Raw genomic sequence first — 26,433 nt, forward strand, 5'->3', positions numbered from 1 at the left:
TAGTATCTATACAAAAATTCCCTCCGACCAGCGGAGGGAATTATGTGCGGAAGAAGGGACTCGAACCCCCACGCCTCTCGGCGCCAGATCCTAAGTCTGGTGCGGCTACCAATTACGCCACTTCCGCATTAGGATTAATTATTTTGGTCTGCAAAAGTACACTTAATACTTAAACTATCAAATATTCGACCAAGAAATTCAAAAACTTTTCACCCCCAACCACCTATAACACTGACAAACAATAAATTATTTTTCCATTTCCACTAACTTTTCAAGCCATATTTCTCTATTGTCCGATGCAAGGCTACAAGATCGAACGGCTTTCCCAAGACATCGTCCACCCCGGCATTAATTGCCTCCTGTTTTACATCCTCCAAAACCGAGGCAGAGAGTGATACAATCGGAATCTTTCGTATTTCTTCCTCAGCTTCCGCGCGGATACGGCGTGTCGCCTCAAACCCGCCCATTACTGGCATATATGTATCCATAAGAATAAGGTCGTACTGATGCTCTCGAACTTTCTCTAAGACTTTCTCTCCATTATCCACTATCTCAACCGTTACATTCCACTGAGAAAGGATCTTCTTAATCATAAACTGACTAACGGTATTATCCTCTGCTACCAAAACACTCACATTGTCAAACGGCTTTAGGGATGCCTTGTTAGTCTTTGTGCCCGGTCTCTCCGCCTCTTTCACCATTTTGAATCGATTGCTAAAAATAAATTTACTACCCCTATTTTCCTCACTTTCAACAGACACCTCCCCGCCCATCAATGCGGCAAGATTCTTCACGATAGACAGTCCCAAGCCGGTGCCACCATATTTACGGTCTGTATTCTCATTCGCCTGCTCGAATATCTCGAAAATCTTATCGAGCTTGTTAACAGGAATACCGATCCCTGTATCCTGCACGATAAATTGCAAAACGACGGCGTCATTACTTCGGTCAGAGGCCTTCACTGTTAAGGATACTGCTCCCTTGGGCGTAAACTTAATTGCATTACTCAGCAGATTCAAAAGAATCTGATTCAGGCGAAGAGAGTCTGCAATTACGTACTCGGGCACACCATCATCAACAAACACATCCAACTTAAGGTCCTTCTCATCCGCCTTAGACTTTAACAGGCCCGTAACAGACTGCACTACTTTCGCTAGCTCTGTCTCCCCTCGGACAATCTTGAACTTACCCGCCTCTATCTTAGAAAAATCAAGAATATCATTAATTACTCCCAAGAGCGACTCTGACGATACTTTTAACAACTCAACCATTTTTCGCGACTCCTCATCCAAAGGGGCGTTCTCTAATAAATGGATGAGTCCCACAATACCATGAAGAGGTGTACGTATTTCATGGCTCATATTGGCAAGAAAAGCCTCTTTCGATTGCTTTCCTTGCAGAGCTTGGTCTTTCGCCTGGATTAATTCATTTTGATATCTTTCCAATTCCGCATTCTTCCTCCTAATTTCCCGCTGGTTCTTAACAAGCTGAATAAAGACGTCAACCTTCGCGGAGGTAATGTGTGGGTCTAGCGGTTTGTATAAGTAATCCACTGCTCCAACTGATAACCCCTTCACTACATACTTAGACTCCATTGAAATGGCCGTCACAAATATAACCAGCATTTCTTGTGTCCGGGAGTTGCTTTTTAGTATCTCCACCAATTCAAAGCCATTCATTCCCGGCATCTGAACATCAATTAGAGCAATAGCGATATCGTTGTCCCAGCAGATTCGAAGAGCTTCATTCGGAGATGTTGTTGTAATGAGCTCAACACCGTCACGTGCAAGCAAAGCTTCAAGTGCTATGATATTTTCGAGCTTATCGTCGACTATTAAAAGCTTAATCAAATCCATCGTCAGTTGTATTACGCCTTATCTTCAGAAAATCTCCCTTGGAAGTACTCTTAAACCAGGTCTCTCTTCTAATAAGAAGAGCCTTTATATTCGGCTAGCATCAGTTGCTTTTACGAAAAGTATTTTACAAAGATTCCAGGAAAGTAAAGTTTGGCATTATGTATACTGCCTATCCCAGTTCTTCGAGCCATATTTTCATCATTCCCAGGAGCTGGTCAATATTCAATGGTTTCGTAATATAGTCATTGGCCCCTATCTCGATACAACGAGCTTTATCTTCCTTCATTGCCTTAGCTGTAAGTGCTATCACAGGCAACTTCTTAAATCTTTCGTTCTTTCTGATTTCGGATATCGCCCGATAACCGTCCATTACAGGCATCATAATATCCATTAAAACAAGATCAACCCTCCCTAGTGTCCCAAGTTTTTCGAGCGCCTCTCTTCCGTTAGTTGCAATCTCGATAGTAACATCAAATTGGGTCAGTGCAGCAGAAAGTGCAAATATATTCCGCATGTCGTCATCAACTATTAACAGGCACTTTGACTTGAAGACATTTTCAAGGACTGGCGATAAATCCGGGGATCTAAGTGAACTCAGCACGGGAAACGGATCGAGGTGAATCGCATCCGCTCTGTTCTCTTTACTCAGTAATAGCTGAATTTCATCCAACAATCTTTTTACCGACAGGTTCCCCTTCAACACCATTGCATGTGAAAGCTTCGTAATCACCTGAAGACTTTCCTTATCCAACTCCATAGCGGTATGAATAAGAACAGCAGCATGGCAAAGAGCGTCAGACTTCTTTATAGCTTGAAGCAGCTCAACGCCTGACAGATCAGAAAGTTGAGGATCAAGCACTATCAAATCTACATCTAGGGTCCCTTGCGACAATAGAGTCAGGGCAGCTTGGCCCGTACTGACGCGGGCAACATCAAAGCCCAGTCTCTTCAACTCATCGTCCATTATATCCGTGCCCCCGTCTGATTCTTCTATCACTAAAATCTTGCTTGGCGTTGACATGGGCCTCCCGGCTCCGGGCATTAAACCAGCATTTTGAATACTATTTTGCAAACTGACTTCGCTCGCCGATGCCATCGTCAAGGAAGGCGAGTGGAAATCGTCCTTTCCTGAAAAATGCGGTACCACGTCGAGATAGCAGTAAGGAAGATATAATGAAAAAGTACTACCTGCCCCCGGTTTGCTTTTCACCTCCATCCAGCCCTGTAGAAGATGAGCAAGTTCTTTACTTATAGACAGACATAATCCAGTTCCCCCATACATGCGGCTTGTGGACCCATCTGCCTGCTTAAACGACTCAAATATTATATTTTGCTTGTCTTCCGGGATACCAATTCCACTATCAGTTACATGAAAAGCTAAGACGTCTGTCGAGGCCTTTTTACCGCTAGTTGATCTACTGCCCTGGCGCTCTACCTTTAAAAATACATGACCACCCGCGCTAGTGAATTTAAATGCATTGGACAACAAGTTCTTCAAAATCTGTTCAACTCTAAGTTTATCTGAACGAAACACAGAAGGAGCACTAGGAGTAACCTCAACAGAAAAATTGATTTCCTTCTTCTTTGCTACCTCCTCAAACAACAGTCGCATATCAGAAACTACGTCCGCCATCCCTATTTCATCAACCAATAACTCCAGCTTCCCCGACTCTATCTTAGACAGATCAAGAATATCATTGATGAGCAATAGGAGATCCCGTCCTGAATTGGCTATGACGCCTGCATACTTTACGTCTTCGTCATTAAGACGTCCTGACCTGTTCTCTTTTAAAATTCTCGCCAGTATTAAGATGCTATTTAACGGCGTTCTCAACTCGTGGCTCATGTTCGCCAGAAACTCGGACTTATACTTTCCCGAAAGCTCAAGTTCCTTCGCCTTCAAGGCCAACTCCTCCCTATTCTTCTCTATCACGCTGTTACGCTCTTCCAGCATCTCCGCTTTCTCTTCTAGTTCAGAGTTCATTTGGAGAAGCTCTTCCTGCTGTGCTGTTAGCTCTTCCTCAGACGCCTGCAATTGCTGGGTCTTATAAAGCAATTCCTCATTAGTTGCTACCAGCTCTTCCTGCTGACTCTCCAACTCACGCGCTTGCTTCTCCGTTTTCGTCAGTAATTCACGCAACTTAACGCGGGATTGAGCAGTGTTAACAGCTATACCTATCCCACCGCACACGCGACCTATAAACCACTCTTTATTTTCAGAAGGCATTGCAGAAAACCCTAATTCGATTACTCCTAGTAGCTGCCCCTCGAAGAATATAGGATATAGGACTAGGGTCTGCGGCACCATTTCCCCCAAGCCACTGCGAATAGAGAGATAGTGGCTCGGAACATGATCAAGCCGAATAGGCTTTTTACTTTTCGCGACCTGCCCAGGCAACCCCTCACCGATGGAAAATATTCGATCGGTTTTTTCAAACGCATAGGTAGCTATCGTCTGTAATTTTCCTTGCGCGGTGCTAAGGTAAAACAAGGCAACAGAGGCTTCCGTATACTCCGCAAGTTCACTAATAATCCTCCTGCATAATTCAGCGACGTCCAGTTCACCTCGCATGGCGCTATCCAGTTTTGAGACCCCCGACAACACCCAGTTTTTCTTCTCATTTTCTTCAGATATTTTCCAAAGCTGAATATTGGTATCCCTAATCCGCTCTTCATTCGCCTTCTGAAGCAAAAACGTGCGCTTGATATTACCAAAGATTAAGACCAACATGCTAAAGATCATGACAGAGCCGATTACAATAATGACGGTAGTTCGTGTATTACCCTTAGCACTTTCATATCTCCGGGCTGCAAGAGCCGCGTTCTCATTTTCGCTTAACGTACTGACTGCTTTATGCAGCTTCTCGATATAAAAATCAAACGGAGTGAGTTCTTTATCGTTTGACCGCGACCCCGACTCAGCTGTCTCTATCTTGAGTGCCTCCACACTTGCCGTCTCCTGATGGAGATAAATACCGACAGAATCAAGACTAGTGTCCAGTCGTTTATTTTCAGTTCTGAACTTACTAAGTTCGTTTACCAGACTGCCTATCTCTGCAAGGTTAGCATAATAACTGTGCAAATAGGTCTCCCTGCCTGTCACTGCAAAGTCCCTCTTTAGCGACTCCGCTTCAGTTAGCTTATTCTGGATCTTTGCACTTATGTTTAGTACGTGAACATGACTCTCAGACCACTCAATATTGTCCTTTTGATTTCTGATACTCAGATAGGACACAAGGGCCAAAAGAAAGACCATCACCTGTGTGAGAATGAATCCGGAAAGTACTTGCTGTTGAAATGAGAACTTAGGCATCTTCAGAGGGTCGAACGTTATTTATCACATAATGACACGTCCTCGTTATACGTCTTTTTCAGGATAAGGTTTCAGAGGGCCCGGCATGCCCCACCCTTCACTGCAGCAATGTAAGTTTGCCAAAACTCTTTAATGGATATCCTGTTAAAACACATATAAGAACCTAAAAAACTTGATACCATGAAAAAACAGGATTCAAAATCAAACAACGCATCTATTGAAGAGTCAGGATTAAAAAACCTTTTCAAGGACGAATTAAAAGATATTTATTGGGCTGAAAAGCACCTGGCGAAAGCGCTTCCCAAAATGGCAAAAGGAGCCACCTCAGAAGAGCTGAGAACATCGATCGAGCAGCATCTGGCGGAAACTGAAAACCAGATAACAAGGCTGGAGCAGGTCTTCGAAATCCTTGGCGTTAAAGCTGCGGGAAAGAAATGCGAAGCGATGGAAGGCTTAGTTGAAGAAGGCAAAACAATGCTGGAAGAAACAGAAGACGGAACCATGACCCGCGATGCAGCGATCATCTCATCTGCGCAGAAAATTGAGCATTACGAAATTGCTTCGTACGGAACGCTTCGGACCCTCGCTAATACGCTCGGACTCACAGAGGCTGCCAATCTTCTTGAAGAGACGCTCAACGAAGAAAAAAACACTGACACTAAATTAACCCAGATAGCAGAAAGCTTTGTGAATGAATCGGCCGGGTCTGAAAAAGAATAACCGGAGGTACAAATGGAAACAACATTTGAAAAAACAGTAGCGAACTTGAAGCATCTCTTATCCATTTGCAACGATGGGAAAGAGGGCTATAAAACCGCCGCTGAGAATTCAGACGCTGCAGAGTTAAAGGCACTCTTTACTACCTATTCAATACAGAGAGCCGGATACGAGATGCAATTAAAAACGTCTATCCACCAATGTCACGCCGATCCCGACAATGAAGCAGGAGGCCCCCTCGGCGTCTTGCACCGGGTCTGGATGGATATTAAAACGGCTCTCAGTTCCAATGACAATAAGGCGATCCTCGATGCGTGCATCACGGGAGAAAAGGCCGCTCTCGAAGCGTATGACAAGGCTTTGGAAGATCAGGAATTGCTGCCGGAAGTTAAACAAGTGCTCGTAGAACAAAGAGAGGGAATTGCCGACTGCCTGAAAAACATCCAGTCGCTGCAACAACGATACGCAGCCTAATTATTCTTATGTAAGAAGGGGCGGACATTCATGAAAGTGTTCTCCCCTTTTTATTGAACATATCTTTGTTCAATAAAGGCCAGCAAGAACACTCACCTCGCTTTTGTTCCCGTTTGTGCGCCGAGGTGACGGACGCTTATCTAACAGACACACTTCTGCTCCAAGGTTCCGGCAGCGATGCCTGGAGGAGACAGGCGCCGCTATATCAAAGCAATATAATCAGCCTTAAATGCCGTGCTTTTACTATTTTTGTTTCCTGGCTAAATGCCTGTACCCGATATGGCGAATATTTTATTAGTGGAAGACGATACCACTTTTTCCTTGATACTTGAAGGCTTTCTGACACGCAAAGGCTATAGCGTAGTGGTAACACACGACGTAAAGACCGGCATAAAAGCGTTGAATCAAGAAAAGTTCGACATTCTTCTGCTCGATTACCGGCTGCCCGACGGCAACGGACTGGAAGTGATGGCTGCAGCGCGCGAGAAAGACCTGTCGGCACCTGCCATCGTCATGACCAGTTTTAATGACGTCCGTACTGCAGTAAAGGCTATTCGCTCCGGGGCTATCGATTACATTACGAAGCCCGTCAATCCTGACGAACTGGAGATGATCCTGAGCGAGGCCGTCGAGAAAAAAGAACCTGTAGTATCCCGGCGGAAGAAAGCTGCCACCTCTCCTGCCTTTATTGAAGGAGAAAGCGAAGCTTCGAAAAAGCTCCATGAGTACATTCAGCTGGTAGCCCCGACCGATATGACCATCATCATTCAGGGAGAAAGCGGGACAGGAAAGGAATATGTTGCGGGCTCCATTCACCGCGCGAGCAAACGCGCGTCTAAACCCTTCATTGCTATCGACTGCGGTTCTTTATCAAAAGAGCTGGCAGCCAGCGAACTCTTCGGACATATTAAAGGCTCTTTTACCGGAGCACTGCAAGACAAGAAGGGCCAGTTTGAGGCTGCCGACGGCGGCACCCTCTTCCTCGATGAGGTAGGCAACCTAAGCTACGAGGTGCAGGTGCAGCTGCTTAGAGCTATTCAGGAACGCGTCATTCAGCCGATCGGAAGCAACTCGCGCATCAAAGTAGATGTGCGTATCATCACCGCCACCAATGAAGACCTGGTCAGTGCGGTAGCCAGGGGCGACTTCCGCGAAGACTTATACCATCGCCTGAACGAATTTAAGATCCAGGTCCCTCCTCTTCGGAACCGCGACCAGGACCTTCCTGTTTTTATAGACCATTTTATAAACATCGCCAACTCAGAACTCGACAGGAACGTCGTCCGGCTATCAGCCGAGGTTAAGAACATCCTGCTTCGCTATGACTGGCCGGGCAACTTGCGCGAGCTTAAAAATGTGGTAAAACGGATGGTCCTTCTGACCAGGGGAGAAGAAGCCGGAATTGAATCGCTTCCTGAAGAAATGACCGCTTCTATATCTCACGTCAATAAGGCACCCACCGGTACAGACTTGAAGGCGATCAATGAGGCGACCGAAAGAGAACTGATCATTGAAACCTTAAAGAAGGTGAAGTATAACAAATCACAAGCTGCAAAGCTCTTAAATATCGACAGGACGACCCTTTACAATAAGATCGAAAAATATCAGATAGAATAAGAAGTTAAACAGGCCTACCCTACGGCCTGCAGCAACAAAGCCTGCAGCTCTTCGACATACCCCTTTATTCTCGCCTTCTGCTCTTCGTTCAGAGACGTGCTATTCTTCAGTGCTATTTCTTCGGCTCTGAACCTTGCCGCCAGTTCACCCGCACCCACCTGCGCCGTGCGCCCTGCTATCCGGTGTAAAAGCAATGAGGCCTCTTTGTCGTCGTCTGCTGCAAGAGCAGCTTCCAGCAGGGTAATATCTTTTAACGAGTCGTCTTCAAAACGTTTTAATATCCTGCCAACCATTTCCTTATCGCCAAAGGCCATTTTTTCGAGGACTGACAGGTCTATTCCAGCATTTGCGCGCTTTATGGGCGAAGCTTCACTGATGTGAGCGGCTGGCATCAAAAGCCCTATAAGTTCTGATTGCCTGAATGGCTTCATCAGCAGCCCGTCAAACCCGTCGGCAAGGATCGCGCTCCTCTCCTCAGGAAGGGCCTGCGCCGTCAGTGCAAAAATCTTAACATCAGGCTTTAACTGCTTTCGCAGTAACTTGCACAACTCTCCTCCGTTCATTTCCGGCATCCGTATATCCATCAGCACCACTTTCAGGTCGTCAGGGGTGAAGCCTTCAGGACTTCACGAGGCAGAGAAAAGCAGGTATGCCTGATTCCGAACTTGTCAAAAACAGAGCAGCATAACTGAAGGATAAACTGATCGTCATCCACTATCCAAACGCTTCCACGAAAGGTGTTATCGCTTTCAATGGATATACCTTTCGGCTTTACATCCTCTTTTGCGGCAACAAACCGAAGCCTTACTGTGAAGGTGGAGCCTTTATCTGGTTCACTCACTACATCAATTGTCCCCCCTGACCTCGTGTAAGCGCCTTTACGATGCTCAGACCCAGCCCCGTGCCATTCGCGTTGACCGCGGCAGTAGCTTCAGCCTGCTCAAACTCGTCGAAAATATTCCGTATATCCTTCTCATGGATCCCTTTGCCTGTATCAGAAACTTCGAAAGTGAAGTACCGCTTCCGCCGGACATTCTGATTCGTAACTGTTAAGACAACTTCGCCCTTCTGGGTAAATTTAATTGCGTTCCCAATCAGATTGAACAAGATCTGCTTCAGTCTGAACGGATCTCCAATAATGAGGTCTGCGTCTTTTATCTGGTTTCTGAGCTCGAGCTTCAGCGACTTCCGCTCCGCCTGAGGGCGCATAACAAGCATTACCTCATCGAGCAGCTTTAGCACGCTGAATGTCGTGCGGGAAAACTTGAACTTGCCCGACGTAATTCTGCTATAATCCAGCACCTCATTTACAATATGTAAAAGATGTACCGAAGAATGATAGATTGCATCAATGTCTCTTTTCTGCGGCCGGTCCTGACTTCGTACCTGCTCTGCATAGCCAATGATAGACTGCAGAGGAGTGCGGATTTCATGACTCATGCTCGACAGAAAACGCTGCTTGGCCATTGCGTGATATTCAGCTTCATCCCTTGCCGCCTCCAGTTCTTCCCGATACCTGTTGCTGCGGCTGATATCCGTCAGGATCAGGTAGGCAAAGAAGGCACTGACCAGAATAAAACCGATCATGATCAGCTCAATGCTGGCCGCACTCCGATTCACAACATTAGTGGCCCTCGCATTATTAAGGTCGACCTGGCGGATGGCCTCTTTCTCAACCTCCTGCAAGACTACAAGCATTTGGTTGATCAGGATATTGCCCGCGTTAGAGAGTTCAATTTCCCGGTTGATAAACTTTGAACGGCGCTGCTTCTGCTTCTTTTCGATGGTCTTCACTGCTTTCTCCATCACGTGAAGGACCGAGTCGGAGTTAGCCCGCGCCAGGGTGTCCACCTTTATACTGACTTCCTCTTTAACCACCTGCTGCTCCTTGTCCTCTTTCTTCCGCCCAAAAATCCGGTTTAAAAGGCCCCTGCTTTTCCTGGTCTGCTCATCAGGTACTACCGTGGTAGTCGAAAACTTTTGCTCCGTAGTCACAATCGTACTGTCAATCTCGGCAGAGGTTTTGTCAATCAGACCACTTAATGAGTTAAGCTGATTAGAGAACTCCCTTCCGTTCACCAGTCCCTCCCTCACCCTGAGGTAACTTATAAAGAGGCGATCCCGCTCCTTCAGCAAGCCCTTCATCTCATCAATGCGCTTCTGCTGCTGCCTGTCGCCCTCATACAGCTTGCGCAGCGAATCCATGCTCGCTCTCAGCGAATCAGACTCCCTTAAAAACGTTCTGTAGGTGTTCTTTTTCTTCTGAAAGGCCTGCGAACGCTGCACCTGGTCGAGCCGCGTGATGTCCCGGAAGAGGTTATTGACCAGCCGAAGTTTCTCATCGGGTGCAGAGATGCTTTGCACCGTTGAGAGCATCTCCTGAAAGGCTACCCTGCTCACCGCCCACGCCAGAATGAGCGCAATGAACCCGACAGAAAAAGCAATGATCACTTTTCTTTTAACCCGGTTGGTATATGGCTCGATGATCTGATTACTCATGAATAAAAACTACCGATTAAACTTATGCGCTGTCTAATTGTTTGAGCCCCCTGCCCGGTAACAACTCCTTCAGTGCCCGCGAAGAACCCTCCTCCCGCCTGAGCAGCGAGCCCTCCCTGTCATCGCTAAGCATGAAATGAGCGAAGGGACCATTGCGATCTTCAGTACACGCCGCCTAAACAGAAAGCCCTCCCTGTCATCACTCAACGCGCTGATGGAGATCCAAAGGAACGACTTTCTCGGGATGTCTTGATGCGTGCTGAAATATCAGATTTCGGATGTAGTCATTGCTGGGATACTGTTCCGTGACCGACTTCACCGACTCAACGTCGGCGAGTGGTATTTGCGGCGACAAGTAGCCCATCCCATACATGTTCCCTCTCTCGATCAGGATAACGCTCTTCTCATCGTCGGAACGCCCCCTGTCCACCAGCAAAAACGAGGGCAGGCTCCTCTGCAGATAGTCTGCAGCATCAAGCACCCGCTGATTATACGCTTCAGGCTCTTCCCGGCCTGCGCAGGCCCCCAGGCAGGTGCCCTTCTCCACTCCTGAGCACGCATCGCAGCTGGTCTGTATAAAGCAAAGCCTTGGGCATAGCCTAAAAGTATCGAGAAGACTGAGCAGTACATTTCTCCCTTCAAGAAGACTATTGAAAGCAAGAAGCGGACTCGAATGTCTTTTCCGTTTGTCCACCATCAGTCGCAAATACCCTTTCTGATCCTCGAACATATACAGGCCATATGTCTGCTCAAAGCGCTTCAATGCGCGGTTATTGGCGGGCCATAGCCGTTTTATTTCCACCGCCTCCAGAATAAAGGCCATAAGCTCCGTTCCACAGGGCGTGCAACGGATAGAATGGATATTCCTTAAAAACTCCTGCCGCTGCCTCCCTGAATTATTGCCGGTAAAATGACTAAGCACACGCTTTCTGATGTTAACCGCCTTACCAACATAGATCACACGATCCTTTTGATCCCTGAAATAGTAGACACCCGGACAAGCAGGCAACTGCTCAACCTCACTCACGTGAATATTGGGAGGAAGCTGCTGCTCCCTTGAGTTTTTCCTGAGCACCTGCCCGATATAGCCCTCCGTATCCCGGCTCAGAAGCAGAGAAAAGAGCTGAGCTGTAGCTGCAGCATCGCCGCCAGCCCGATGCCTTCTGCCATGATCGATACTCAGCTGCGAGCGGAGCTTTCCAAGACTATAAGAGGAAAGCCCCGGAAGCAGCTTGCGCCCTAGTCGCACCGTGCAAAGTTTCCTGCATTGAAGATCGAACCCTGCAGCACCTAAATGATATTTCAAAAATGAATAGTCGAAGTTGACGTTATGAGCAACGAAGATCTTATCCGCCAGCAGATCATAGATCTCTTTCGCTACCTCCGCGAATGTCGGAGCATCGGCGAGCATCTCGTCCGTGATCCCGGTCAGTGCGCGGATGTAGACCGGAATCGGAATCCCCGGGTTAATCAGCCGTTCGTACTGACCCACTATACGCTCACCATCATGCAGCAGAATCGCAATTTCAGTGATCCCGTTCGCCGATGCATATCCCCCTGTCGTCTCAATATCTACTATCGCGTACACCATTAGGCTAATTTACAAATTGCCCCTCTGTAATAACTCCCTTTATTGCCGATTTATTACTCAGTTAACCTGGCCGGAAGAAAACAAGTGCCGCTGCTGTCCGAAAACCGGAAGCGGGTAAAACGCAACGCGGACGTTGGAAAAAGCCTCGCAGCCGGAACCTATGCCTTCAACAACCAAGGCCAGCGATTGAAACAGGCTGTATAAAAGATAAAGAAGATTCTCTTCAGGACTGATAGAACACTAGTGCCCCCTACTGTATCAGGCGCCGTACCACCACATTAAAGCCACGTATATACAGCAAAACGTGGCTTCATTGCGGCTTCTTCATGCCTTATTAGCGGCTGGATTGATAACGAGAGACGACTATGTCCTTAACTTGTGCCGGAACTGCCATGCACCGTTTGAGGCACTTAAGCAATCTGCGAACGGCGATTTGTTCTGTGTTCATCAAGGAAGGCATGATCCCTTGATTTTCCTATAAATCTCCGATCATGCCAGCTGATGGCATTTCCTGCCCGTCGGTTGAGCGCTGCGGATAGACGAGGATCTTCGTCAGACCGGCAAAGTAGCGCTCCAGCTTTATCTGGATCCCGTCGAACGATTTCTGGTAAGAAGGCGAACCTTTCCGCGCGGCAACAAAGAAGATGAGATCGTCCGGGCGTACGAGCTCTTTGACAACATTGCCGTGCTCCCAGTCGCGGTAGTCGGCAAAAATAAAGTCGGCATTGGTTTGCAATTCCTCCAGCACGGCAACGATAGCCGTCTGAGTAGCGAGCCCGCAATGGCAATACACAGGAGTAGACAGTTCTTTGGCCAGCAGCGATACCTTTGACAGCCATACCGAGAAGCCTGCATCATACTCAGCCATGGGAGGGCAGAACAGCATAATCCTCTCATGAACCGCAACAGGGCGGTCAAGATGGCATACAAACAGGTTCTTGTCGGTGTTCTCAATGATGGTCTCCGTTTTGTCGCCCATAAACTTGTTAAGGAAGGTCGTTTTTCGAGGCCAGCCCGAGATGATGAGTGTAGCGCCTTTCTCCCGCGATGTTCTGATCACTCCGCTGGCAGCGTTATAGTCGATCGTGGTAACCACTTCCACTCCGGCTTCAACGGCTGAGGCGTAATGCAGCAGGCCCTCCAATCGCTTTCTCGCCAGCTTGAGGTTGCTCTCTGCATCTTCGTTATTATGCACGACCGACAGCAGCTGGATGGGATGGGGCGACTTTTTATCCTTCAGTAAAATGGCGAGATCGAGCATCACTTCCAGCTTGCTGAAGTTAGCGATCGCTACCAGAACGTTCTCAGGTTCGTCTGTATCCGCAGCCAGAGGCACCATATTTTCTTCGGAAGCCACAATCTGCTTGGCGGCCGCCTCAGTGGCAAAAGAAGCAATGATACAGGTTGCCAGGATCAGGATAATGGTGCCGTTCAGAATATTCTTGTCAATAATACCGGCCTTGTAACCCACCAGAATTACTGCCAGTGTAGCAGCAGCGTGAGCACTGCTCAGACCAAAGATCAGGAGCGACTGGGGCTTGCTGTACTTGAATATCGCTCCCGTCAGAAGCGAGGCTCCCAATTTACTCAGGACCGCTACGAGTGTAAGTGCTCCGGCTACGATCAGGGCCTCGTGACCTTCGAGCAAGACTTTCACGTCGACGATCATTCCTACGCTGATCAGGAAGAAGGGGATAAACAGAGCATTCCCCGTAAATTCAATGCGGTTCATCAGGGCAGACGACGATGGGATAAGGCGGTTCAGCGCGAGGCCAGCCACGAAGGCACCGATAATGGGTTCTACTCCTGCCAGCTGGGCCAGGAAGGCAGCGAAAAAGACCACAGACAGGACAAAGATAAAGTGAGAAGTCTTTTCACTCTCGAGCCGTGTAAAGAACCACTTCGTAACCCGGGGCACCAGCAGGAACATGATCAGCGAGAATAAAATGAGGGATATCAGCAGCTGAAGCCAGAAGTGATAGGGAAGCGTGCCTTCACCTGCACCGATCACCACTGCCAGGATGATGAGGACGGCAGTATCGGTGAGAATGGTCCCGCCTACCGTAATAGCTACTGCCTCGTTTTTGGAAACACCGTAGCGGGTGACCACCGGGTAGGCTACCAGGGTATGGGTGGCGAACATGCTGGCTGTGAGCACTGAGGTGGGCCATGAAAAGTGCAGCAGGTAATAACAGACCGGCAGCCCCAGACACAAGGGTATGGTAAACGTGAAAAAGCCAAAAGCCAGGCTCTTGTACTTCTTTTTCTTGAATTCATTGAGGTCGAGTTCAAGCCCCGCAATGAACATGATATACAGAAGGCCTATAGTGGAGAAGAGATCTACAGCGGAGTTCTTTTCGAGCACGTTAAACCCGTTCGGTCCAATGACAATTCCCGAAATAATAAAGCCGATAATACCCGGCACCTTGATCTTACCTAAGATCAGCGGCGCGAGGAGGATAATGAATAAAATAAGAGAAAAAATAAGAACCGGGCTCTTTAGTGGCAACTGAAACTCGGACAGAACATGACTGATTGCGCTATTATTCATAGTATATACATTGATCTGCAGCGCCGGTCGGGCTTGAAACGCAGATTTGGTATTCGGCAGCCCTAAAGGTAAAATAAAAACAGGAAAGGCCGCCTCATGATAAAAGCAGGTGCGCGTCAAAAAAGTTTTACACTAAAGGCTTTCATAGATATGCCTCATGAGCCAGGGACAAGGACCTGCCACTGGCTCCTCATTGCAGTTACTTTATTTCAAGCTCAACCTGAGCAAGAAGGGCAACGATAGCGGACTAACCTCCTTATAACGGTTACTGTATTTCAAGCTCAACCTGAGCAAGAAGGGCAACGACAGCGGTCTATCCTCCTTATGACGGTTACTGTATTTCAAGCTCAGCCTGAGCAAGAAGGGCACCGATAGCGAACTATCCTCCTCATTGCAGTTACTTTATTTCAAACTGCCCCTTGAGACGGATGTCTTCTGAAGAAGCGCCGATCATGACGGTAAAGGTTCCGGGCTCTGTCTTCCACTGCATGGACTGGTCCAGCAGGTTCAGTTCGCTATCGGAAAGAGAGAATTCAACTGCTTTTTCTTCGCCCGGCTGCAGATATACTTTTGAGAATTTCTTTAACTGCTTCAGGGGAGTTACTACGGAGCTCACGTCGTCCTTAATATAGAGCTGAGGCACCTCCTCTCCTGCGATCCTGCCAGCATTCCTGAGGGCAAAACGAACAATCGTTATGCCGGCACCTGTCCCCTCTCTTTTAATCCGGAGGTCACGGTACTCGAAACTAGTGTAGCTCAGTCCGTACCCGAAGGGATAAAGAGGACCGGCTTTTGTCTCAACATAATCATGAGGGGCGGGCTTCTTCTGATTATAATATACGGGGAGCTGGCCTACGGAACGGGGCACCGATACAGGGAGACGGCCGGCAGGATTGTAGTCGCCGAAAAGCACGTCGGCAATCGCATTACCTCCCTCCTGTCCGGGATACCAGGCATCAAGGATCGCGGGGACATGCTCTGATGGCCAGTTCAGATTCAGAGGCCGCCCCTTGATGAGCACCAATACAACGGGCTTTCCCGTTGCTACAACTTTATGTAACAGCTCTGATTGTTTTCCCATCAGGTCGAGGGTGGAGCGGTCGAACCCTTCACCGCTCTCCATATCACTGACGGCATTCTCCGTGGCGCTTACTCTGGCGGCACCTGTGCTTTGATACTCCGTTTTGAAGTCGCGGGCGCTGGAGCCGCCCAGTACCACCACGCAAACATCGGCGCTGCGGGCCGCCAATACAGCCTTTTCTATCTCGTCTGAGCTGGTGTCGCGGATGGCGCAGCCCTTCACATAAGTAACTTTTGTACCGGCCGCTGCCTTCGCCCGGATACCTTCCAGTACCGTTACGATTGCGTCGTCCGACTGAGGTGCTGTATAATCACCTAATTGATTATAGATGTTATCGGCATTTGGGCCAATAACGGCGATACTCTTTATATTCTTCTTTAGCGGCAGGAGGTTATGGTCGTTCTTAAGAAGAATGACCGACTCTCTTGCTACCTGCCGGGCCAGCATGATATTGTTCCGGCTCCTTACTTTCTGGGCAGCAACTTTCGGATCGACATAAGGGTGCTCGAACAGGCCCAGAGCGAACTTCATCCTCAGGACGCGGGCAACAGCGGTATCCAGGACAGACCTGCTTACCTTCCCCGCCTTAGCCGCTTCCAGCAGGTTCTTCCCATAGCCGTAGCCGCTCAGGTCTGCATCCAATCCGGCGCGGATGGCCATCGCTGCTGCCTCTGTGCCCGTAGCGGCTACCTGGTGGCTCGAAACGAGACCGCTAATGCTTCCCAGATCCGATACCACGAAGCCCTTGAATCCCCACTGTTCCCGGAGCACGTTTTTCAGCAAAAAGGGGTTTGCAGAGCATGGAACTCCATCGACCGAGTTATAGGCCGTCATGACAGAGAGAGCACCAGCCTTCACCGCCTCTTTAAAGGGCGGCAGGTAAGATTGCATCAGTTCGCGCTCGCCAACGGTCACGCTGCCCCCGTTATGGCCGCCTTCAGGCACCCCATAAACGGCAAAATGCTTTAAGGTTGAGATCACGTTCCGTCCTGATTTCAAATCTGCTCCCTGGAAGCCTCTTACCATGGCAGCTCCCATGGCGCCATTCAGGACCGGATCCTCTCCGTAGGTCTCCTCTACTCTCGACCACCGCGGCTCACGTGCAAGATCAAGGACGGGACCGTATCCGATATGGGCACCCTGCACGCGTGCTTCTTCCGCTATGGCAGCGGCCATCTTTTCAATTAAGGAAGGATTCCAGGTACTCGACTGCCCAATGGAAGTAGGGAAAACGGTGGTACCGATAGCCATGTGCCCATGCGGGCATTCTTCTGCCAAAAGAAGAGGAATGCCGAGCCTGGTATTTTCAATGGCGTACTTCTGCAGCGCGTTCGTGGCCTTAGCCGCTGTTAGCGGATCAAGACCTGTCTTCAGGGTTTTCTTAGTCCAGGGATCGGCTCTGAGGGTGGCCCAGAGCATTCCTATATGATCATCTCTCAAAGCCTTCTTAAACTGCTCACTGGCCTCAGGGCCCCGTACCTTCTTATCGTACATTTCCCAGCCAAGAAGAACAGACAGCTGCCCTACCTTCTCTTCGAGCGTCATCCGGCCGATAAGATCCTGCACACGGGTCTCAACGGGTGCCCTGGAATCCTTATAAGAAGGCTTCGTTTGCCCCGCCGCCAATGAAGTCAGGGCCAGGAACGAGGTAACAATCCAAATGCTTTTCATCTCTCTACTGTACAGACACCTGCTTTAGATCAACATTCCAGCCTTTTACCGTAACAAGAGGCGTCGCCGTATTCCCCGAAAGCGGGTATTCTACAGTCACAACTCTTTCAGCTCCCGGAGGTACAGAAACGTAATTATCATCATAAAAGGCGGGCAGAATGCGCTTGCCGGTCGCCGGATCAAGCAAGGATACCCGGTTGAAGAAAGCGACGGGCGCTCCTGCCGGGTTCTTTAGCCGCACCTCTACCTTGCCTTTAGAAACCGGCCTGGCTTCTACTGACAGCTGAGCAGCCTTCATTTTGTTGAGTCCTGAGTAATTGCCCTGCTCATCAGGGAACCAGTAGAAGTTGTCGGCAAGTACTTCCTGTTTGGTATTGAGAATCTGGAGTGAAAGAAAAGCTCCCCCTTTTTTAGCCAGCGCATCGAGCTCATTCTTTACCGAAAGGATCTTCTTGACTGATGAAGGTTCGGCATAAGCAAAGACCTGTGTCAGCAGCTTTTCCTTTCCCTCCATGTCGTACGATTTGATCACCAGCATGAGGTTCCTTTCCTGTTCAAAGCCATTGTTCACCAAAATAACGGAGCCGTCAACCGGATTGCACATCAGATTCAGAGGACGGCTTCCTGCTCTCAGTCCGAACAGGCAAGCGTTGGGATCGAGGTAGTAATCGTACATCTGTCCCCTCATAGCGGTCCATGGATTCTGGGTCTTCCAGATGATCACTCCCGTGTACCAGTGCCACATATGTGAGCTAAAGCCCTCGATGAGTCCGCGATACTGATCATAATTCACCAGTTGTGCTTTGAAAGCGAAATCGCGCACATCTTTCGGCCGGCCATAGGGCTCAAGAGCCTGCTCGTAGCCCACTCCGGTGTAGGTGTGATAGGTCCACACCGAGTCGGCCTCTTCCACGGGCTGCTGACCCGGACGAGGGATAGGCACCTTCATATTTTCCTGAGGAATGAAACGCTCCAGCGACTCGTAGTCGCCCACGCCTACCGATCCAACTTCGGAGTTAAACGGCCAGGTCTGCTTTTCCCAGAATGAACTGACGGGCTGAATCGTGTAAGGTCCGTCTCCGTTCCCCCCAGGAAATTATAAGACATCTCGTCAGAATTGGAATAGTCAATAAACCAGCGGGTACCATCGAGCTTCGGAAGAAGGGTATCACGCAGCGGAAGGAGGATGTCGTCAGGAGGCATTATTTCATTCCCCCCGCACCACATGGCAAGAGAAGGATGGTTTCTGACCATTCTGATCATGTCGGCTGCCGACTCAAGAAAGAGCTTGTGGTCATCGGGGTACTGGCGCCTGGTCCACTGGTCTTCCTTCTTCAGCGGATCAACCCAGCGTCCGTTGCAGTCGCCCGACATCCAGAAATCCTGCAAAACGAGCAGGCCATAGCGGTCGCAGGCTTCGTAAAACTCGGGACGCTCAACCAGGGCCCCGCCCCATATACGAATGAGGTTCAGGTTCATATCACGGTGGTATCTGATTTCAGCGTCATACCGCTGGGGCGAAAACCGGAGCATGGCATCCGAAATGATCCAGTTTCCTCCCTTAATGAAGATCTTTTGTCCGTTGACCCTGATCTGACGGCTTCTCGTTGTCGGATTCCATTCGGTCTGTATCTGCCTCACTCCAAAGCTCACGCCTTCACTGTCAGAAATGCGACTGCCTTGCAGGAATTCCAGATTGATGGCATAAAGATCCTGCTTGCCATAGCCGGCGGGCCACCACAGCTTAGGATTCTTAAGACTGAGGTGGGGCAGGGCCACTTCCACCGAGCTGTTGGCCGGCACGGTGACCTGCTTTGATACTTTGTTTCCCGACAGCTCATACCTGAGCGTTCCGGTAACGGGCCTTGCTGAAGTGTTTTGAAGAGTTGCCGCAACTTTAACAATGGCATCAGCCTGTTTGCCCCCGGTATTTCTCAGTCCCGGAACGAGCGTGACCACATGAGGATCGCGGAGGTTGACCGTTCCGGTCTTCTCAATGTAGACCTTATCCCAGATGCCCGTATTGCGGTCGCGGATAGGCCTGATCCAGTCCCAGCCGGCCACGTACTGATGGGAAACGTTCCTTGCAATTGTACCATCTCCGCCTTGTCCGCCGTTAGGATCACCAACGGGATCAGGAGGGTATACAATCACGGCAAGCCGGTTATCGCCGTCTTTGGAGAGCAGGCCGGTAATATTGAACGACTTGCGGAGGAACATCCCCTTGTAGGCATCCTTGTTCACCTTGCGGCCGTTCAGAAAAATGTCGCAGCTGTAGTTGATCCCTCTGAAGGTAAGCCACACCTGCTGGCCGTTAGCGGGAACTGCTTCCTTAAAGTCCCTGGCGAACCAGTACGTATAATAGTCCCTCCCCGTATGATAAATATCGGGAATGCGCTCATTATTCATTCCCCAGAAGGGATCGGGGACCTCCTTGTTCTGAAGCATAGAGGTGAGAACCGTACCGGGCACTACTGCCGGTTTCCAGCTGCTCAGGGAATAGCTCTTGTTCGAGATCGAAAAGCCGTCCTTTCCAACCGCTTTTATGGGCGCAAATTTCCATTGCTCATTCAGTTCGTACCGCGACTGGCTTATTGCTATATTGTAGTTCACAAGACAAACAATCAAAAATAAATAGCTAACGAAATATCTCTTTATCATCTCCGGAATATGAGTTTATAGTTCTGAGTAGGGGCGATCGGCCTTAGCAGTTCCCCATCCTGACGGCTTGCTGCCCATTTCTATCGTCATCCTTCCGCCGTTACTGATATCAGAATGAAGGATAAACGACCTGGTATAGGGTTTGCCGTTCAGGGTAATTCGCTGAATATATTTGTTCTCCTTCGAGTTATTCCTGACTTCTATCCTGAAGGTCTTCCCTCTTCCTACGGCAAGGCTGGCATCATTGATCACCGGACTTCCGATAACATACATCCCATTAGTGGGGTTTACGGGGTAAAAACCAAGCGCAGAAAGCACATACCAGGCCGACATCTGCCCGACGTCTTCGTTTCCGCAAAGCCCGTCAAACTTATCTGTGTAAAGATGATCCATGATATGTCTTACCTTATCTGCTGTTTTCCATGGTTGCCCAACAAAGTTATAGAGATAGGAAATGTGGTGGCTGGGTTCATTCCCGTGTGCATACTGACCAATAAGTCCACTGATATCGGGAGAAGCGTGAGCGCCCAGATCGCCCTTTATGATGAAAAGTGAGTCTAGTTTTGAGGTAAAGGCCTCTTCTCCACCAAGCAGCTGGATCAATCCCTCCGGATGCTGCGGCACCAGCCAGGTGTACTGCCATGCATTTCCCTCAGTATAATCGTTCTTGCCATGTACAGATTCAAAAGGATTGAAGGGTGTACGCCACTCATTCTCAGAAAGACGTCCTCTGACAAAGCGGACCTGCTTGTTGAAGTAGTTTTTATAATAATGCCCGCGGCGGTTGAAGTACTCATAATCGTCCTTCTTTCCCATTTTTTTGGCTACCTGAGCAATCCCCCAGTCTGCAATGGCATACTCCATACCCATCGCTACCGACTCGACCGTGCTATCCGCCGGAATGTAGCCGTACTTTTTCACGTACTTGAGTCCGCGCTCATCCAGCATGGCAGAATTCTCCATTGCTTCAAACGCCAGTTCCTTATCGAAACCATTGAAGCCTTTCATGCATGCGTCAGCCACGACAATGATACCCGGATTGCCCACCATACAGTTCGTTTCGTTCCCCATCAGATGCCATACCGGAAGTTTACCCTGCTGCTTATAGATAGCGAGCATGGTATTGATCATGTCGTTCACCTTATCGGGCTGAAGGATGGTAAATAAAGGATGGGCTCCGCGATAGGTATCCCAAAGGGAGAAGGTAGTGAGGTTGGTAAAGGGCGCATTGCGGTACACTTTCTTATCGGTCCCGAGATAATCCCTGTTCGCGTCGTTAAAGTATGAGGGCGCGATCATGGTATGATAAAGGGCAGTGTAGAAGGTGCGCATGCGGGCAGGATCAGCGGCGTGAATAACTGCCCGGGAAAGTTCCTTGTTCCAGGCGGCGTCGGCCAACTGCCTGGTCTTTCCAAAGTTCCAGCCAGACAGTTCGGCTTTGAGGTTCATAGCAGCATTCTCAACACTTACCGGCGAGAGAGCCACCTTGACCAATACCACTTCCCCTTCTTTGGTACTGAAAGAGACCCGTCCAAAGACCTGCTTTGCCTTTAAGCTTGTGCCCGGCTTTTGAGCAGTGCTGTCTGCGAGGGAGAAACTCTTCATTGGCTTAGAAAACACCATCTTAAACCAGATCCTCTGGTCGACAGCCCAGCCGGAAGAAAAGCGGTACCCAATGAGAGTGGTATCGTTCACCTTCTCCAGGTGAGTCTCCATTGGCCTGTCCCAGCCAATCCCTTGTCGGAGGTCTATGACAAATCCCGCGTTTTCAGACTTGGGAAAAGTGTAACGGTGAAAGCCGACCCGGGCAGTGGCGGTCAGTTCAGCCTTAATATTGTATCTTTTTAACTTGACGGAATAGTATCCCGGCCGGGCAGTCTCATCCTTGTGCGAGAACAGCGAAACATAGCCACTTTCCGGATCTTTGAGATTGCCTTTGGAAAACCTCACATTGCCGGTGACGGGCATCAATGCAATATCGCCCAGATCGCCAATTCCCGTACCGCTGAGGTGCGTATGAGAAAACCCGACAATGGTAGAGTCGGAGTAGTGATATCCGGAGCACCAGTCCCACCCTTGCGAGAGGTTGACAGGACCGAGCTGAACCAGCCCGAAAGGGACGTTAGCCCCGAGGAAAACGTGTCCGTGAAAGCCAGTGCCAATGTATGGGTCGACATACTGGGTCAGATTATCAGCCTTCAGCGGCCCCGGCTTGTGCTGCTGCTTCCGTTGCGAAAAACCCGCCACTCCTACTAGTGCCAGGGCCAAAGCCAAAACACCTTTCTTTAACCCGCCTGTTAGTAAATCCGTCGTTTGCATATTTAGATTTTTGTGAAAGTTAATTCGTCTGTAAACGGACAAGAAGAACACTCGATCAACGTTCATCCCCGCATGCTGCGATTTTTTATTCCAGGTTGTGATACGCTGCTCATTAGTGCCTTCTATAAAAGTACATTCATCTTTTTAAAGGCAACAAACAACATTCAAGCAATTTCATCTCCCTCGCGGAGGTGTGCCTTTTGAATATCTTTTGTTCAGTTAACTGCATTTTTGTTGAATTACATATTTATTTCTTTTAAGCCTTGAACATATATTGCTCTTCACACTTCCTTAGCAGAAGCAAAAACTGCTCAATGACCATTCATGCCGCCCTGCACATGTAACTCCTAACTGCTCTCTTTGCATTTGCTACTCAAATTTAGAGTCAGTTTTTGTAGTGTCTGACCGACGTTTCAACCGCTCTGCCTCTCCCTCTGCCGGAGAGCCTTATTACTACTCCTCAACGCGTTCAGCACATCCTCTGTCACATCCCCAAACAACGATATACCTGCTGCTCCGTTTTTCATGGCGTACTCCATGCCCGCCTGTATTTCCTGTGGGCTCTTAAAGTCTGGGATAAACAAACCGGCATACAAAGGAAACTTGCCATTCAGCCAATTTACACCTTCTGCTACGGCATCTCCAATCCAGCTAACGGGTTCTTTGTAAAAACCATGATAGATCATGGGGCAAACACCGCTCAGGTTCCAGTTAGTCCAGTCTTGCCTTACATTTCGCCTGGCTACTTCGGGGGTCGGAAATACGGCAGCAGTGATATCCTTACGGTAACTCCTGGCTACCGCTGCAATAGAATTGACAATCTCAGTGATGGCCTGATAGCGGAAAAGACGCCAGGACAGGCTGGCCTCCGGATACTGTATGGAATCGATATCAATGCCTCTCCAGTCTTTAAACCGGGAGCGACATTGCTCGCAATAACAAAAGTCGTATTCGGGAAGCTCCCGGGTCTGCTCAATATGATAATTGCTCCATAAGTTTACAGGGAGAACAACATCGCAAAACCTGACATAGTCGAGGTGAATACCATCAACGTAATCTTTATCAAGAATGCTCCTGACATTGGAGAGCAGGTATTCCTTCACTTCCGGACGCGAGGGACATAGCCAGCGATAATAATCAACATAGGGCGGATGATCAGCACAGGACTTGCCTGCCCTGCTGATGGCGTACCATTCGGGATGCACAGCCAATAGTTCCTTTTCTCCCCGGTTCATCGTCCACATCCAGCGGTGAGCCTCCAGGCCAGCGGCCTTTGCTGCTTTGAAGTGAAGGGGACTGTCGGCCTCGAAAAAGATCCCGCGCACACCGCTATCGTAGTAGCTTTTGTAACGGGCAGACAAAGCACTGCCGGTGTCTTTCAAATCAGGATTTGTCCATACCCAATGCCTGGAGCTCTTCCTGGGAGGACCAGCTGCCAGTACCTCTCCCGCAGGTAATACGCTGGCAGCTGCACCTGCAATACAGGCCGACTTAAGAAAATTCCTTCTGCTGTTCATCGTTGTCATTTGTTACCTGAACCAGGCCTTCTTCATTAATTTCTATGATGCGCCCGCTTTCTCCTTTTATCCGTGCGGAGAACTGAGTGCGCGAGGCGGCAAGCTTTATTATATTCGATCTGCCATCGATCTCAATTTTTTCATCTATGCCAAGCTCCTTCAGTGCCGGAGCGTACTTCTTGTTCTTCTCAAAATACTCTTTCTGCCTGTAATAAACCAGCCAGAGGTATTTGCGCTGCTTCTCGGTGTAGGGCAGCTGAAAGGTTGCGCCCTGCTTCCTGCTAAAATGCAGATATCCCCAGCGCTCGGGGTAGTGCATGTTGACTACGCCCTGCGGAGACCAGACCCAGTTATGCTCAGGGAGCTCTTTGCCAGCAGCGTCCTTCTTTTTTCTATATTTTCCATCCTTCGCGTCACAGTCCCATTCAACGCGCGAAAAGTTGATGCGCCATAATTCTCCTTCTTTCGGAACCTTCACGTCGTTACCGACAGTCACCGCCCTGAACGGCAAAGCCATCTCAACAGTCCAGCCCTTGTCGGTGTCGTCACCCTTATTCAGCGTTCCCAGCACCTTCACTGCCGACTTCAATCCCGGAGCATTCCAGCTGAAAAGGGCGCCGGAGTTGTTCCGGTAGGGTTTCGAAAGAAAAAGATCAAAAATAGTGTTGAGGGCATTGACCTCAATCTCGAAGTACTGATGGGTGTTGTTATCAGGATCAACGAAAACCTCGAAGTCGTTGTCGTGAAAAACAATATCATCTCTTTTCTTCAATCTGGCCCATACGTGCGGCTCCTCAAGCTGAGCGGCTATAAAAAGGCAGGAGTCGTTCCAGAGCATTTTAACCCTTGTGTTAAGAAAAGGTGCGGGCTTTTTGTCGCCCTCAATGTCGCGGAAAGGTGCTGACCAGGGCGCCTTGTTCCATACCGTATCATGAATGTCTCCGTCAATTGCAGGGGCCTGGGCAGAATAGGTACAAGTATAATGAGAGGGCTCAGTGAACAAATGTTCAAGTCCCTTGAATGAGGTTTGCGACCGCCCCTCCAAATGCAGCAAAACGAGCTGCAAAAAACAAAAGCAGATATATCGGTTAAACATTACAATAATTTAGGCCGCCTTTCACCCTCCTTTATAAGCGAAGGCAAGTGCAGGAACTGACTTAGTTTTTTTAATTAAGGCAGATGGAAGCTCTACGGACACTTTTGATCCCCTGACAGACCAACGCACGGAAGCTCCGGTCTGGAGAAGCGTCATTTTTGAGCCTTTGGCCGGAACGTTACCCGTCCACTCAACCGTCCCGGGCACAGCGGCTCCTTCTTCAGGACAAAAGATCGCGTACTTCGTCTTTGCATCTTTACTCCTTGTAAACCAGGTATTTCCATCCCTGTATTTGCCGGTAGTGCGGGTATTATACAGAGCACTGCCATTCTTAGCCGTCCAGCGGCCGATCTCCTCGAGACGGTCAACGGCTTCCTGAGGGAGCGTGCCATCAGCAGCAGGACCTACACCGAGAAGAAGACTGCCTCCTTTTGCCACCACCTCAACCAACGAATGAATCACCTTTGCGGCCGACTTATACTGATCGTCAGGAACAAATCCCCAGGCATTGCCCAACGTCATACAGCTTTCCCAGGGATGATCCAGCTGCTTTTCGGGAATCTTCTGCTCCGGGGTCTGGTAGTTCTCATAGGGACCATGTACAGTACGGTCGACTATCAATAATCCAGGCTGAGCTTCACGCGCCATGTGAGCAATTTTAGGCATGTCGATGTCCTGGCTCCAGGCTGGGATTGCGGCCCCCCATGATTTCACTTCCTCATTCACAGTCTCCAAAGGCCTTACCCATCCCCCATCGAGCCAGAGGATGTCAATGGAGCCATAGCCGTGCATCAGTTCGCTAATCTGATTAAAGGTGTAATCCTTAAATTTATTCCAGCGCCAGGGGTGTTTACGGATATCGTAGTTATTGTTGCGGTCGGGTGTGGCGTACTTGGGCCACCAGTAGTACTCTGAATGCCAGTCCGGCTTAGAAAAATAAGCACCTATCATGAAGTCCTGTTTGCGGAAGGCGTCGAACACGTACTTTGCGACATCGGCCCGGGGGTTCCCTTTAAAAGGCCCTTTAGCAATGCTAAAATCCGTTTGCCTGGTATCAAACATACAGAAGCCATCATGGTGCTTGGTGGTAAATACCAGGTACTTCATGCCGGCATCTTTACCAGCCTTCGCCCATTGCTCGGGGTTAAACTTCACAGGATTGAATTTCTGGCTTAATCCCCAGTACCACTTTTTAAAGTCATCGTACGACTGCGTACTGTCCCTTTCGATCCAGTCCTCAGAACAAAGTGCCCAGGACTCAATCATGCCTGGCACTGCGTACACCCCCCAGTGAATGATCATGCCGAACTTCTGGTCCTGCCACTTGTCGAGCTTTTGTTTGACGGCAGGGTCTGAAGGCCATTCGTAGGTGGAAGACTGAGGGTGGACGTTCTGCTGAGATCTCGCACCCAGGCAAAAAACGAAGAAAAACAGAGCTATAACATACCATTTCTTCATACATTAAAGTAT

General features: G+C 49.1%; 17 protein-coding genes and 1 tRNA gene. 3 read left to right on the top strand and 15 right to left on the bottom strand.

Going from position 1 to position 26,433, the window contains the following annotated elements:
* Window positions 1-45 precede the first annotated feature (45 nt).
* The 3 genes from ACES2C_RS00500 to ACES2C_RS00510 form a co-directional block, all read right to left on the bottom strand.
* Window positions 46-127, bottom strand: a tRNA-Leu gene (locus ACES2C_RS00500).
* A gap of 136 nt (window positions 128-263) precedes the next feature.
* Window positions 264-1,856, bottom strand: coding sequence for a response regulator (locus ACES2C_RS00505; protein WP_374165079.1), 1,593 nt, complete (start codon window positions 1,854-1,856; stop codon window positions 264-266).
* A gap of 169 nt (window positions 1,857-2,025) precedes the next feature.
* On the bottom strand, window positions 2,026-5,112 hold the full coding sequence (locus tag ACES2C_RS00510) for a response regulator (RefSeq protein ID WP_374167006.1): 3,087 nt from the start codon (window positions 5,110-5,112) through the stop codon (window positions 2,026-2,028).
* A gap of 237 nt (window positions 5,113-5,349) precedes the next feature.
* Here ACES2C_RS00510 and ACES2C_RS00515 point away from each other — a divergent pair, with 237 nt between their 5' ends.
* The 3 genes from ACES2C_RS00515 to ACES2C_RS00525 all read left to right on the top strand — a co-directional run bounded on the left by ACES2C_RS00515 (window position 5,350) and on the right by ACES2C_RS00525 (window position 7,977).
* Window positions 5,350-5,889 carry a ferritin-like domain-containing protein gene (locus ACES2C_RS00515; RefSeq protein ID WP_374165080.1) on the top strand — a complete coding sequence of 180 codons (540 nt, stop codon included), beginning with the start codon at window positions 5,350-5,352 and terminating at the stop codon, window positions 5,887-5,889.
* 12 nt (window positions 5,890-5,901) lie between these two features.
* On the top strand, window positions 5,902-6,360 hold the full coding sequence (locus ACES2C_RS00520) for a PA2169 family four-helix-bundle protein (RefSeq protein ID WP_374165081.1): 459 nt from the start codon (window positions 5,902-5,904) through the stop codon (window positions 6,358-6,360).
* 279 nt (window positions 6,361-6,639) lie between these two features.
* Entirely contained in the window at window positions 6,640-7,977 is a 1,338-nt protein-coding gene (locus ACES2C_RS00525) for a sigma-54-dependent transcriptional regulator (protein ID WP_374165082.1), read from the top strand.
* A 14-nt stretch (window positions 7,978-7,991) separates the two neighbouring features.
* Here the strand turns inward: ACES2C_RS00525 and ACES2C_RS00530 are convergent, their stop codons facing one another.
* The 12 genes from ACES2C_RS00530 to ACES2C_RS00585 form a co-directional block, all read right to left on the bottom strand.
* Entirely contained in the window at window positions 7,992-8,561 is a 570-nt protein-coding gene (locus ACES2C_RS00530) for a response regulator (RefSeq protein ID WP_374165083.1), read from the bottom strand.
* A gap of 11 nt (window positions 8,562-8,572) precedes the next feature.
* Window positions 8,573-8,818, bottom strand: a complete 246-nt coding sequence (locus ACES2C_RS00535; protein ID WP_374165084.1) for a hypothetical protein — start codon at window positions 8,816-8,818, stop codon at window positions 8,573-8,575.
* Window positions 8,818-10,476, bottom strand: a complete 1,659-nt coding sequence (locus ACES2C_RS00540; RefSeq protein ID WP_374165085.1) for an ATP-binding protein — start codon at window positions 10,474-10,476, stop codon at window positions 8,818-8,820. The genes ACES2C_RS00535 and ACES2C_RS00540 overlap by 1 nt, the downstream gene beginning before the upstream one ends.
* A 199-nt stretch (window positions 10,477-10,675) precedes the next feature.
* Complete coding sequence (locus tag ACES2C_RS00545; protein ID WP_374165086.1) at window positions 10,676-12,067, bottom strand: exonuclease domain-containing protein; 1,392 nt, start codon at window positions 12,065-12,067, stop codon at window positions 10,676-10,678.
* 475 nt (window positions 12,068-12,542) lie between these two features.
* Window positions 12,543-14,618, bottom strand: a complete 2,076-nt coding sequence (locus ACES2C_RS00550) for a cation:proton antiporter (RefSeq protein ID WP_374165087.1) — start codon at window positions 14,616-14,618, stop codon at window positions 12,543-12,545.
* 397 nt (window positions 14,619-15,015) lie between these two features.
* Window positions 15,016-17,370, bottom strand: coding sequence for a glycoside hydrolase family 3 N-terminal domain-containing protein (locus ACES2C_RS00555; RefSeq protein WP_374165088.1), 2,355 nt, complete (start codon window positions 17,368-17,370; stop codon window positions 15,016-15,018).
* Window positions 17,371-17,374: 4 nt separating this feature from the next.
* Window positions 17,375-18,364, bottom strand: a complete 990-nt coding sequence (locus ACES2C_RS00560; RefSeq protein ID WP_374165089.1) for a hypothetical protein — start codon at window positions 18,362-18,364, stop codon at window positions 17,375-17,377.
* Window positions 18,365-18,366: 2 nt separating this feature from the next.
* The gene (locus ACES2C_RS00565; RefSeq protein ID WP_374165090.1) at window positions 18,367-19,983 is read right to left on the bottom strand and encodes a glycoside hydrolase family 2 protein; all 1,617 of its coding nucleotides are present in this window, start codon (window positions 19,981-19,983) and stop codon (window positions 18,367-18,369) included.
* Between the two features lie 63 nt (window positions 19,984-20,046).
* Window positions 20,047-22,350: a GH92 family glycosyl hydrolase gene (locus tag ACES2C_RS00570; protein WP_374165091.1), complete on the bottom strand. Its 2,304-nt coding sequence runs from the start codon at window positions 22,348-22,350 to the stop codon at window positions 20,047-20,049.
* A gap of 413 nt (window positions 22,351-22,763) precedes the next feature.
* Window positions 22,764-23,867, bottom strand: coding sequence for a family 10 glycosylhydrolase (locus ACES2C_RS00575; protein ID WP_374165092.1), 1,104 nt, complete (start codon window positions 23,865-23,867; stop codon window positions 22,764-22,766).
* A complete protein-coding gene (locus ACES2C_RS00580; protein ID WP_374165093.1) occupies window positions 23,842-24,933 on the bottom strand; it encodes a carbohydrate-binding family 9-like protein in 1,092 nt (363 codons plus the stop codon). Before ACES2C_RS00580 ends, ACES2C_RS00575 begins: the two co-directional genes overlap by 26 nt.
* 51 nt (window positions 24,934-24,984) lie before the next feature.
* The gene (locus tag ACES2C_RS00585; protein WP_374165094.1) at window positions 24,985-26,421 is read right to left on the bottom strand and encodes an alpha-L-fucosidase; all 1,437 of its coding nucleotides are present in this window, start codon (window positions 26,419-26,421) and stop codon (window positions 24,985-24,987) included.
* Window positions 26,422-26,433 lie beyond the last annotated feature (12 nt).

Source organism: Arcticibacter sp. MXS-1, assembly GCF_041902385.1.
Taxonomy (GTDB): Bacteria; Bacteroidota; Bacteroidia; order Sphingobacteriales; family Sphingobacteriaceae; genus Arcticibacter.